General features: G+C 60.1%; 11 protein-coding genes. 5 read left to right on the top strand and 6 right to left on the bottom strand.

Annotated elements, in window-relative coordinates:
• Positions 1-230 precede the first annotated feature (230 nt).
• Positions 231-584: a hypothetical protein gene (locus tag JS541_RS09245; protein ID WP_214374165.1), complete on the top strand. Its 354-nt coding sequence runs from the start codon at positions 231-233 to the stop codon at positions 582-584.
• Positions 551-1,975: an ATP-binding protein gene (locus tag JS541_RS09240; protein WP_214374164.1), complete on the top strand. Its 1,425-nt coding sequence runs from the start codon at positions 551-553 to the stop codon at positions 1,973-1,975. The genes JS541_RS09245 and JS541_RS09240 overlap by 34 nt, the downstream gene beginning before the upstream one ends.
• Positions 1,976-2,265: 290 nt before the next feature.
• Here the strand turns inward: JS541_RS09240 and JS541_RS09235 are convergent, their stop codons facing one another.
• A complete protein-coding gene (locus JS541_RS09235) occupies positions 2,266-3,630 on the bottom strand; it encodes an ATP-binding protein (RefSeq protein ID WP_214374163.1) in 1,365 nt (454 codons plus the stop codon).
• Positions 3,631-3,773: 143 nt separating this feature from the next.
• Here JS541_RS09235 and JS541_RS09230 point away from each other — a divergent pair, with 143 nt between their 5' ends.
• Positions 3,774-4,373, top strand: a complete 600-nt coding sequence (locus tag JS541_RS09230; RefSeq protein ID WP_214374162.1) for a DUF4143 domain-containing protein — start codon at positions 3,774-3,776, stop codon at positions 4,371-4,373.
• Positions 4,374-4,510: 137 nt separating this feature from the next.
• The gene (locus JS541_RS14835; protein WP_236036902.1) at positions 4,511-4,852 is read left to right on the top strand and encodes a hypothetical protein; all 342 of its coding nucleotides are present in this window, start codon (positions 4,511-4,513) and stop codon (positions 4,850-4,852) included.
• 435 nt (positions 4,853-5,287) lie between these two features.
• Here the strand turns inward: JS541_RS14835 and JS541_RS09220 are convergent, their stop codons facing one another.
• Both JS541_RS09220 and JS541_RS09215 read right to left on the bottom strand, forming a co-directional pair.
• Positions 5,288-6,490 (bottom strand): ATP-binding protein, encoded by a 1,203-nt coding sequence (locus JS541_RS09220; RefSeq protein ID WP_214374161.1) that lies wholly within the window; start codon positions 6,488-6,490, stop codon positions 5,288-5,290.
• Between the two features lie 480 nt (positions 6,491-6,970).
• Positions 6,971-7,483 carry an Hsp20/alpha crystallin family protein gene (locus JS541_RS09215; protein ID WP_214374160.1) on the bottom strand — a complete coding sequence of 171 codons (513 nt, stop codon included), beginning with the start codon at positions 7,481-7,483 and terminating at the stop codon, positions 6,971-6,973.
• A gap of 308 nt (positions 7,484-7,791) precedes the next feature.
• On the opposite strand from JS541_RS09215, the gene JS541_RS09210 reads away from it, so the two are divergent.
• Positions 7,792-8,220: a hypothetical protein gene (locus JS541_RS09210; protein WP_214374159.1), complete on the top strand. Its 429-nt coding sequence runs from the start codon at positions 7,792-7,794 to the stop codon at positions 8,218-8,220.
• A 149-nt stretch (positions 8,221-8,369) separates the two neighbouring features.
• Here the strand turns inward: JS541_RS09210 and JS541_RS09205 are convergent, their stop codons facing one another.
• The 3 genes from JS541_RS09205 to JS541_RS09195 all read right to left on the bottom strand — a co-directional run bounded on the left by JS541_RS09205 (position 8,370) and on the right by JS541_RS09195 (position 11,610).
• Positions 8,370-9,347, bottom strand: a complete 978-nt coding sequence (locus tag JS541_RS09205) for an aldo/keto reductase (protein ID WP_214374158.1) — start codon at positions 9,345-9,347, stop codon at positions 8,370-8,372.
• 252 nt (positions 9,348-9,599) lie between these two features.
• Complete coding sequence (locus JS541_RS09200) at positions 9,600-10,382, bottom strand: hypothetical protein (RefSeq protein WP_214374173.1); 783 nt, start codon at positions 10,380-10,382, stop codon at positions 9,600-9,602.
• 1 nt (position 10,383) lies between these two features.
• A complete protein-coding gene (locus JS541_RS09195; RefSeq protein ID WP_338023620.1) occupies positions 10,384-11,610 on the bottom strand; it encodes an NUDIX hydrolase in 1,227 nt (408 codons plus the stop codon).
• Positions 11,611-11,740 lie beyond the last annotated feature (130 nt).

Here is an 11,740-nt window from a genome sequence, read left to right as displayed (position 1 = left end):
CATCCGCATGGCCTACGGCTTCCACCACGTCACCAACCTCATCAGCCTCGTCATGCTCAGATGCGGCGGACTCAACATCCAACTACCAACACCAACAACCTAACCCACGAAAACAGCAGAAGCCTCACAAATATTCACCCGTGACTTGGATCGTTGCCGTGTCGTGCGGCAGGCCGCGGAGTCGTTGTGTCGCGAATACGCGGCGATACAGGACGGGAGGAACGGTAGTCATGAACGTCATGGTCTTGCCGGCCGTCACGCCGCGGCTGGACTCGCATCTGTCGTTCGACGAGTCAACGCTGCCGGACGACGACATCGACCTGTTCGACTTCCCGCCGTCATTGGACGACTGGGCGCGCGACAAGAAGGTCTGCCAGTATTTCAATGCCGGCGACGAGGCCGAGACCTGCGGCGCGGACCCGGAATACTTCATCCGCGCCAGTCATTGCTGGGACCCGGGATGCCACGAAGCACACACCTGGTACTACTGCCTGCGAATATATTACATATTTAGTATGATACTTACAAGTATCATACTAATGGAGGTCTTATGTTTGTCGGGCGCGAGCATGAACTGTCGGTGATGCAGAATTTGTGGGAACGGGATGATTTCCAGATGCTCGTGGTGTACGGTCGCCGGCGCGTAGGCAAGACGGCGTTATTGGACGAGTTCGCACGCGGGCGGGATACGTTGATGTTCACGGCGCGGCAACAGACATCCGCCGCGAATTTAAGGGATTTCTCTCGCGAAATATACCGTTTTTTCGGAGAACCGGCGTCACGCCCAGCGTTCGAGCTGTGGCAGGATGCGTTTGACTTCGTTGCAGACAAGGTTCGTCAGAATAGCTCACGACGCATTCTGCTCGTGTTTGACGAGTTTCCTTACGCAGCGATGAACGAGAAGGCGCTGCCGTCGATTCTGCAGGTGGCCATTGACCACGGTTTTCAGAACGCCAATATGATGATGGTGCTATGCGGCAGCAACGAGGGATTCATGGAAAGCGAGGTTCTCGGCTATAAGAGTCCGTTGTATGGGCGAAGGACGGCGCAAATGCGCGTCAAACCGTTTGACGTGTTTGACACGGCGCGCATGATCTCATTCGCCTCACCCGAGGATATCGTCCGATACTATGCCACGCTTGGAGGAACGCCATACTACCTCAAGCAGCTTCACGCAGACCGGTCGTACGAGGAGAACATCTCACGCCTCGCATTCGATACCAGTGGTTTGCTGTATGAGGAACCGTTGATGCTGCTGAGACAGGAGCTGCGCGATATCGCCGTATACAATTCGGTTATGGATGCCATTGGTTCGGGAGCCACACGTCAAAACGACATCGCCGGCAAGGCTGGCCTGGTCTCGTCATCATCGGCCAGCAAATATCTGAGCGTCCTGTCGGATCTTGGCCTCATCAAGAGGAACGTGCCGTTCGGAGAGGATGCAGCTCATTCCCGCAAAGGGTTGTGGTCGTTTGCAGATCCGTTTTTCGCGTTCTGGTACCGGTTCGTCGGGCCGAACACGGACCGCATCGAGCGCGGAGACGGCGATCTCGTCCTGTCGGATATATCCGGCCCGGCCCTGGACACGTACGTCGGCCAGCAATACGAAACCGTGTGCGGGCAATGGCTTGTACGTGCCAATCGGAAGGGACTTCTGCCGTTCCGAGCAACGACGTTCGGCAAATGGTGGGGCACCGATCCGATCGCCCGCGAACAGACTGACATCGACGCGATCGCCGCCAATCAGCAGGATAAGACGATCATGCTTGGCGAATGCAAATGGAAGAACAATCTCGACGTCGCCCAAACCATCACAACGCTCCGCTCACGCGCCGGGCTCATTCCCGGGTACGACAATCGGTATTACGCGCTCTTCGTCAAAACGGACGAACTCGCCCGGGCCGCCCGTTCACGCAACGAATCGAATCTCACCGTATGGTCGGCAAGAGACATGCTTGACGGAACGCTCGACTGACGGCGCCCCGGTTACCCGGTTAGCCGTCTCCATCCTGGAAGAAGCAGCAACGAATCGCTGAACTCGTCCGGCGGCACCGCCTCGGAGAAAAACACAAACTTGACACGCCACCTGCCCGCGCGTCGCGCGCTCCCGTCGCTCACCCGGCCCCCGTCAGCCAGCCAAGCGTTGCAACGATCACTAGAACCCGCCGTAGAAGGCTGTTGTGCCGAGGCCCACTAGGCCGAGCAAGCCGGTGGTTGTCGCTGCGTTGCCGATTGGAGCGTGCAAAGCAGCCCGCCATCGGCTTTTCACAGACAGTGTGCCATATACAGCGGTATGCGTATGCGTTCGCCGTCGACCTCCATTTGGCGTGGGTGGATCACGTATTCCTTGCCGAGTCGTTTGTTGCCGTAGAGTGCGCGGAATTTGTCGAGGGAGGACGTGCCGTATCGTTTGGTGGATTTGACCTCGACGGGGCTGATGCGCGGTTTCATGGCGGCGTTGTCGTATTCGCGCACGATGAGGAAGTCGATCTCCATCGTTTTGGCCGCGTCCTCGCGGTTGTTGCGTGAGAAGAAGTGGAGTGCGCGGCCGTTCGATCGGAACTGCTGGGCGACGGCGTTCTCGGTGAACATGCCTTCGTTGATCGCGAGCTTGCCGAACAGGATGTCTCGGTAGACGTTGTCCGGCGTGGTCTCGCGGTCGGCGAACATCTGCGAGACCAGTAGGCCGGTGTCGGCCATGTAGCATTTGAACGACGCGTTGTTCGCGTACAGGCCGAGCCCGACCGTCGGATCGGTCGAGTTGCGGCAGATGTTCACCAGTCGCGCGTCCTCGAGCCAGAAGAACGCGGCGTCGTATTCGCGCATGCGCGCGTCCGCGTTGACGGACGCGAGCGTGAACCGTTTCTCGTGTTTGGACAGTTGCCCGGGGATCTGCGCGAAGATGCCGCGCACGCGTCCCGCGTCGCCGCCGGCGAACTTGCCGATGTCGTCGCTGTACAGGCGCAGGATGCCGCGTTTGATGTCGTCCGCTTCGCCGAAGTCGCGGTGTTCGACGTATGCGGCGACGGCCTGCGGCATGCCGCCGACCAACAGGTATTCGCGCCATAGGCGCATCGCGCGCTTGTGCAGCGCGTCCGGCAAGGGGGAGAGCGTGTCGAACGCGATGCGGATGGCGTCGGCGAGGAGTTCCTCGTCCATGGCCCAGCAGAACTCCTCGAAGTCGAGCGGTTCCATGTTGAGCTTGCGCTCCTCGGAGGGGATGACGATGCCGGTCACGTTCTGTTTGATCGAGATCAGCGATCCGGTCTCCACGTAGTCGTACCGGCCGTCGGCCACGAGGTACTTGATGAGCTCGCGCGCCGGAGGATACTGCTGCACCTCGTCGAAGATGATGAGCGACTCCCGGGGGAACAGTCTGGTGCGGTAGTACGTGGACAGCATGAGGAAGAACGTGTCGAGATCGTCGCGTTGGTTCTCGAACAGGTCACGCACGTCGCGCGGCAGACGGGCGAAATCGACGAGGATGTGTGACCGGTACTGCGTGCGTCCGAACTCCTCGACGATGGTGCTCTTGCCCACTCGCCTCGCGCCCTCGACCAGCAGCGCCTCGCGGCCGTTCGCTTTGTGTTTCCAAGCGATGAGCTTGTCGAGCATCCTGCGCCTGAGCATCGCAACCACACTCCTTACACGAAATCGACGACATACGGATCTCTCATTTTACACGAAATCAACGGTATAGGTAGTGCCAAAAATACACGAAATCAACGGTCTGGGATGCGACATGATATGAAAGACCACGCTGATGATGGTATTTGTGGGACGCAGACAGCGACAATGATGCAAATCTGATTGTTGTATTGACTGGTTCGTTGCCGTTGCGCGATGATCGGGATCGCTGGCTTGCGTATATGAATGACGCGATTATCGGTCCGAGCATTCTCAACGATGTGATCGGACTGGAACGCATTACCAAACCTGCGCTCATGAAGGCATTGCTCTCGCTTGGTTCGGCATATTCGGCGCAGGAACTCTCCTACCGCAAAATCATGGGTCAACTCGATGATGTGGGCAATACGACGACCATCGCCCATTACCTTGACGTGCTTTCCGATGCGGGGCTGCTTACCGGAGTGCAGAAGTACAGTGACAAGACCATCAAGCGACGTGCATCCTCGCCGAGGCTGGCGGTGCATGACACTTCGCTGATGACCGTGTCCTATGGACCGACCCGGGATATGCTGCTGACTGATCACAACAAGCGGGGACATCTGGTCGAGAGTGCTGTGGACGCGTACCTGCTGCGTCGGTCTATCAGTGAGGGGTTCGGCGTCAGCCGGTCGGCTTACTGCAGCGAGACGATCGGGCCCCGTCCTGGATGGTGTAGCGGGGCGGCAGCTCGCCGTGCAGCATGAAGCGCTTCGTCTCCATCACCGGCATGCGGCGGGCCATCGGGTCGCGCAGGTACGGGATGTGGATCTGCTCGCGTTTGGGATAGTATTCGTTGACGATGCGGCTGCCGGTCGCATCAGTGACCGTGCAGTGACGACAGATGTTTATGAATTTTTATGATTTTTGTAGAACCGGTGTCGCAAGCGCGTTGGTGCGTCTGGGCGACACGGTGCACGGGCCGGAATTGGATGGCTTGTCGCCCGTCGACAAGACGTATTTGCTCGCTATGGCGCAGGACAACGGCCCCTCTTCTACGTCATCCATCGCGCAACGCATGGGCAAGGACGTTCGCTATGCCAGCCGGTACCGTGCTCGGCTGTTGGAGGCTCAGGTCATCGTGGAACGCGGATACGGCAGGGTTGATTTTGCCGTGCCGTATTTGCGCGAATACCTGCGCGAGCACGCTGCGTACGTGAGAATGACCTCGTCTGAGACTGACTGAATGGTCCTATCGCGATCCGATCGTCGTCACCTATCTGAACCTGTGCGCAAGGTTCGGTCGTTATGTTTGGCACGCCTGAAACGAAGCCGTTTTGCCGGTATGTTGGTGAATTGCCCGGTGGATTGGAGTGCTGGAGAGATGCCGTTATGGGGGTTATTGCCGAGTTTTTCGCAAAGATAACCCCCATAACTAGGTATTGATCCATTGCTGGGAAGGGGTGCTGCCATTCCTTTCCCGAGCAACCAAAACGGTCTGACTTTCAGCTCGGAAAACTAGTCCGGGCAGGACGGGCCGGCGTCCGCTTCTCACCACACGCTGAAGTGGACTAAAACCAGCCGCTTATCCGGGCGCCTTCCATACGCTCAACCCGAGGTCGAGTCCGCCGCATTTGTGAGTATGAAGAGTATGATGCGGTTGTAGACATGGTGGAAGCCGCTACTGGCGGTTTTGGAGCAGCCAGTCGATGATGTTGATCTGACGTATGCCGGCGTGGTTGCCGTTGCCGATGCGATCCATGGTCAGCAGGGTTTTCGGATGGTTATCGTTGATGGTTTGCAGGGGCCGCAGCTCTCGGGCCAGGGTACTTTCATCCATCACGGTGAGCGATACCTGATAATAGTGGTCGCCTTCCGGATCGGGCGTGTAGAAGTCGACTTCCGTGGACCCGACCTTGCCGATGTGTACGGTCTTGTACCGGCGCAACAGTTCAAGATAGATCACGTTCTCGATCCGATGTCCAAGGTCGCCGGAGGTTTTGCCGAGAAACCAGAAGCGAAATCCGGGGTCTCCCAGATAGTACTTTTCCAAGGTCTTGAGATAGGCCTTGCCTTTGATGTCGTACCGGTCGGCGCGGAACAGCAGGTAGTTCTCCCGCAGTGCGGCGATGTACTCACCGATCGTGGTGGGCGATATGCTGGGTCGTATCTGTCGCATCGCGTCGGCTATGCCTTTGATCGAGGTGATGTTGCCGGCGTTGTCGGCGAGGAACGATGCGACGTCGTTGAACGCGGCCATGTTGATCTTTGCATGGCGTCGGGCGATGTCCTTGACGAGGATCGTGTTGAACACCCCGCCCAGATAGTCGGCGATCGCCTGATCGTCGTTCAATGTCGCCGCATAGGGCAGTCCGCCGTAGAGCAGGTATCGTTCGAAGGATCGTTCTGCCGATTCGTTCTCCGGGCGTGTAGTTCGGTATTCGCGGAACGAGAGCGGCAGCATGCGCAGCTCCACGTATCGTCCGGTCAGCAGCGTCGCCAGCTCGCTGGACAGCAGATCCGCATTCGATCCGGTGATGTACAGATCAACGTCATCGCGTACGTACAGTCCGTCCACGCATTTCTCGAAATCCCGGACGTGCTGGATCTCGTCGAGGAACACGTAGTTGGTTCCGCCTTGTGCAAGCCGGGAGACGATGTAATCGTAAAGTGGCCGCGCCTGCGTCGGATACTTCTCCGCCATGCTTTCGAAATTGATCGAGATGATATGATCGGCTGGCACTCCTTCCGTGGCAAGTCGATCCCGATACAGTTTCAGCACGGTGGATTTGCCACAGCGGCGCAGTCCTGTGACGACTTTGATGACGTCTTTGCCTCGCCAGCGTTCCAGCCAGCGCATGTAATCAGGACGTTCAATGCGCATGCGCTTTCCCCTCCTTTGCCGAAAGTTCTCAGTTAAGTGGCATCTTTATGATAGATGTAAAATTCTATCAGTTGATTGGAATAAATCAATATATTTTATTAGTTTTGTAATGTAGAAAACATAGGGGGCTGTTGGCTGATGCTTAATATCTGACCGGTTTATGCCGCAAAGTGTGATTTGGGAGAGGTCATTCTTACGTATGTGGCATGCTTGCGTAGGCACGGCACGGCGAACCGCTGCCCGTCACCGCACTATGGGAGTCGGCGGCTTTTCTCGACGAACTTCACGCGTGTATTCAATAGAAAGCGGGCAAAATACGCAAGATGACCAACAAAAATAGGCGGCAGACAGTTGATGATGACCGTCTGCCGCCTATTTCTTAATAAGGCTTGGCTGTGTTTCCCGTCGTCTGATGGACTCCGCGGATGTTGGTGCGGACAATATTCGTCAGGCGGCGGAACCTAGCCTAATGAAGGGATATCAGCCTTCGATCGCGATCTGGTGCTTGGCTTCGACCTGCGGCTGGGCCTGCATCTTCGGAACCTGGATGCACAGCGTGCCGTTCTTGTACGAGGCGTGAATGTCGGACTCCTTCACGTCCTCGCCGACGTAGAAGCTACGCGAGCAGGTGCCCATGTAGCGTTCGCGACGCAGCCACTTGCCCTCATCCGAAGCGCAAGCGCACTTGCCGTCCTCGCCGTTGTTCTGCCCCGCAGCCTCCGGGCCGTGATCCTCATGCTCGCCGCTGCGAGTCGCGGACACGGTCAGGTAACCGTTGTTCAGCTCAAGCTTGATGTCGTCCTTCTTCATGCCCGGCATATCGATGTCCACGTCATACGCCTTGTCCGTCTCGCGCACATCCGTCGACATCATGTTCGCCGGCATCACGGCCGCCGCCGAACCATTGTCCGCGTTGCGCCAACCCTCGAAGAACGGATCGTCGAACAGATCGGAGAACATCGTGTCATTCATCAAAGCCGGAAACATTGCCATAATCGGTACTCCTTACAAAAGCTGCATGGAGTGGAGCGGTTTGGCTCGCCGGAGCCCCCTCGGAATCCGCCTTACGGTTCGTTCCGACTCGGCCGGCCGGCTATCGTCGCCGTTCCCGGAACCCCTTGGTGGAGCTCCTGCCTTGTCCTTTCACCTCACACAATAGGCGTTCGGCGGAGGATGTTCCCGAGTTTTACCCACAGTGAAAAACTTGAGTGTATATCACTCAAGTTTTGCGTGCCGGTGAGGGTTGCCGGTCGGGTTGCGTATGCTGGAATCGGCAGAATACCAAGGATAAGGAGACCGGAATGACGCCGATTGAATTGGCGACGAGGCGGCGGGTGACCGGACTGACATCCGGCGAGTTCGCTCGGCTGTTCGTGACGTTGGAACGCAAGGTCGACGGCGAATCCGCGCAGTGGGATGCGGCCGACGTGGAATCGTGGGAGATCGTCGGCCCGCCGGTGACCGCAGACCCGCACATCATCGAAACGCTCGGCGCGGCCAACGAGTTCGTCGCCACATTGGCTCGGCGGCTGTACCGCATGATCACGCCCGCCGAGGAAGGCGCGGTGGTCACCGTGTTTCCCGACGACGCGACGTTCTGGGCCGACCAGCCCGACCTCGGCGGCATCCCGCACGCACTATGGAACATCGCCGCGTTACAGGCGATCGAATGGGTCAAGAACGAGACGGGCGTGGTGCTGACGCTCGACTCGCGCTCGCCGCTGGTGTGAGCGGTTGACGAGAGCGACGAGAGTGGCTGCAGATCGCCGATGATGCGGCGCGCTTGTGGTTGTCGCGGCTTGACCGTGGTCGGTCAGGTAGCGGAAGACGTCTCTTGCGTTGATCCGTGATCGTGCGGCTGACGGATGCGGATCGGTGATCAGTGACCGGTTTCGAGATTGAGCCAGGCGGCCTGATCGGCGCTGAGCTTGATCTCAGTGGCTGCTGCGTTGGCGTCGATGATTGCGGGGGAGGAGCACGACGCGAGCGCGAACAGGTTCATGCCCTGATGCAGCGCCCACGCGATCGCGATCTGCGGCACGGTCGCATGCAACCGTTTTGCAAGGATCTCCGCACGATGCAAACGTTCGAGATTATCGTCGTACAGGAATCCCTCGCGGGCCGCACCGTCCAGCAGACGCTTCGCGGCGGCGCGGTCATCGGAACGAAACCGGCCGGACATCAGACCGCGGCCAAGCACCGAAAACGCGAACACTGGCATCCCGGTCTGCCTATACCACGCGCGGTCTGCCGCGTGTTCCGGCCCGGCGATCGTCTCGCCCACGCCCATCCACGGATTGCGTTCCTGTACAGCCAGACTGAAGTTCGGCGACGACACCGCGATCGGCTGCAAGTTGTGCAAACGCGCGTATTCATTCGCCTTGCGAATCCGCGCCACCGTCCAATTCGACACCCCAAACGCACGGATCTCGCCCGCCCGGCAGTGCTCGTTCAGCCACTCCACAATCTCGCCGGCCGGCACCCGCGGATCATCGCGGTGCAACAGATACACGTCGATGTACGACGTGCGCAACTGGTCCAACGATTGAGCCAAATCGGCATCCAGATCACGTTTCGTCACGCGATCGACCACACGCCCGTCGCGCATCGCCGGATGGCAGCCCTTCGTCTCGATGATGAGCCGGTCGCGGTCGCCACGTCGCTCCAGCCAACGGCCGAGCTGATCCTGCGCGCGCCCATACTCCTTCGCGCAGTCGAACACATTGATGCCGGCTTCGACCGCATGGTCAAGCAACGCGGACGGGTCGCCATTGCCGTCCAGAAACATGCCGAACGCCGTGCCGAATACGACGCGCGATGCCGGAACGGAGATTCCCGGGATGGAACCATATTGCATGCGAGCCGCCTTTCCTCACTGATCGATCGGGCTTTGCGACCACTGTAGCGCGGAGTTGCGAACGAGGGAGGCGGCGCGGGTAATCTCTCGCCGGCAACGAGAATCGAAAGTGAAGCGCCGAACCGTGAAAGCGCCTGTCGGCGCAAAGGCCGCTCGCAGCGGCAAAAAATGGAGCCCGGGGCTATGCACGGCCCGACGCGAGTATTCAGTATAGCGGGTGGGCGGCATTATCGATGTTGGTGTGTTGGGGCGCTACTCGAGCTTGCCGCGCCGCCACAGGTTCGCGCCGTGACGGAAATCGCGCGACGTGACCATCAGGTTGCTTGCGGTATGCAGCATCCGCGCGGCCCTGGTCGCCGGATGCGCGGATCGGGCCGTGGCGTCCGCCGCGTGGGCGTCCGTCGTCGGTCGATCGTCGGCGTCATGCTCTGTCGCGATCGCGCGTCCGTCGTGCATCTTGGCGGAAGCGTTCAGTCGTTTCGCCTCAACGCGCAATCCCAGCGCGACCACATCGGTGAATGCAGCCGCACGCTCCAACGCCACCGCGAAATCACCCACGAACGCGCCCGCCAGAATCGAATCCGCCGTTCGCGCGATATCGTCTTCGGTCGGCGCATCGTCCACGCCAGCGATCGCCGAAGCCGCCGTGGCCACCGGCTCGCCGAGCCGCCACAGCCGCGCGATCGCCGTATCCTGCTTGCGCATCCACGTGCGCAGCAGATACAGCCGCCACAGAATCCCGGGCAGCGAATCCGGCTCGGCATGGCTCCACAGTTCCGCGATCAGATCGATGCCCTCGTGGTCGACCAGCGTGAGCACGCGAGAAACGACCTCAGGATCGGCCGTGTGATGCACGCGATCAAGCAGTGCCGCCGCCGAGGTGTGGCTGATCTCGCTGATCACGCTCGGATCGGCGCCGCCCGCGATGCCCGCGACGATGGCCGGATCGAGCTGGCCCGGACGGTTCGGGCGCGGCGAACCGGTGGGCGTGAACGCGGTGCGGCTCGCGACGATCGAGCCGGAACCCTGATGCAAGCTAGTAGACAAGTGGCGAAACCTTCTGAATATCGATGATGCGCGGCCCCTCGGGCGAGGAGACGACAAACAACGATACCGCAGTGCCGGTCGGCATGTACGGCGTTTTCGCAATGAGCCGTTTGGCGAGCTGTTTCGACGCGCACAGTTCGCGCAGATGCTCGAACATGCCGCCGATCACCGGCCGATGCATGCACACTGCCACGGTTTCCCGGTGTTTCAGCGCGTAATCGACCTCTTCGAGGAAGCAGCGCCACGCTCGCTCGCCGTCCTCGGCATACGCGTCCTCGGTGAGTGCGTCCAGATGCACCATCGGACGGTTCGTCTGCCACGAGAACACGTGCAGCGTTTCGAGGCAGCGCATCCATGGCGACGTGGCGAGGCGCGTCGGGTTGTAGCAGGCCAGCTCGCGGTTGAGCGCGTACGCGGCGGCGGCCCCGCGTGGCGTGATCGGCCGGTTCTCGTCGGTGCCGTTCCACGTCTTGCGCGCCTCGGCCTTCGCGTGGCGCACGATGATCACGTTCTGCGCGTCCGCCGCGCCTTCCTGCACGCGGTCGACGAACAGCGCGAGCACGTCCTTGTCGGTCGAATGGGAGAGGATCTTGCGCGCCTCGGTGATCGACACCCAAAGGATGTCGTCAATTTCGCCGATGTCGGCGCGACGCACCGGGCCGAACGCGTCGATGAGCTGCTCCGCCTCGACGTCTTCCACCGGCGTGGCCATCCAGTACAGAATATGCTTCGTATCGACCGTGCGGTCCTTGGAATGACGGGTTTTGCTGCCTTCCTCGGCCAGCGGGTACTCGATCTCGCCCAAGTACGGGCCAAGCTCGATCGACATGCCGGTTTCCTCGCCGACCTCGCGCACGGCCGCGTGGCGATGCGATTCGTTGAGCTCGAGCTTGCCTTTCGGCCAGCTCCAGTCGTCGTATTTCGGCCGGTGGACGATGCAGACCTCGATGCGGTCGAGCAGATCGGCGATGCGGTCGGATTCGGGCTGGTCGGGGAGTGCGGCGGTGTCGGAACGGCCGTGCCTGGTCGTCGATGTCGCGGATGCGGCGGACGGCGATGCTGCCGTTGTGGTTGACGATGCGTCGATGTCGTGTGCGCCCTGCGCGGCGGCCTGCGTCGCGGACGGTGCGACCGGCTCCGTAGTCTGTGTGGTTTGCGTGGTTTGGGGAGCGATGCGGTAGAGGATACCTCCGGCCGCTTCCACAATGCGTCTCACTTTGCCCATCCTCCCATTGTATGGCCGTGCGTCAACGGATCGCGAGACGAGTCCGTCGCTTCGATCGCTACGTAGCGTGCTCCGAAACGACGATGGCCGACCCCGTCGTGGGATCGGCCATCGGACATCA

The sequence above is a fragment of the Bifidobacterium sp. SO1 genome (genome assembly GCF_018555335.1).
Taxonomy (GTDB): domain Bacteria; phylum Actinomycetota; class Actinomycetes; order Actinomycetales; family Bifidobacteriaceae; genus Bifidobacterium; species Bifidobacterium simiiventris.
The sequence above is the reverse complement of the archived record's forward strand: the minus strand, read 5'-3'. Positions and strand labels throughout refer to the sequence as shown.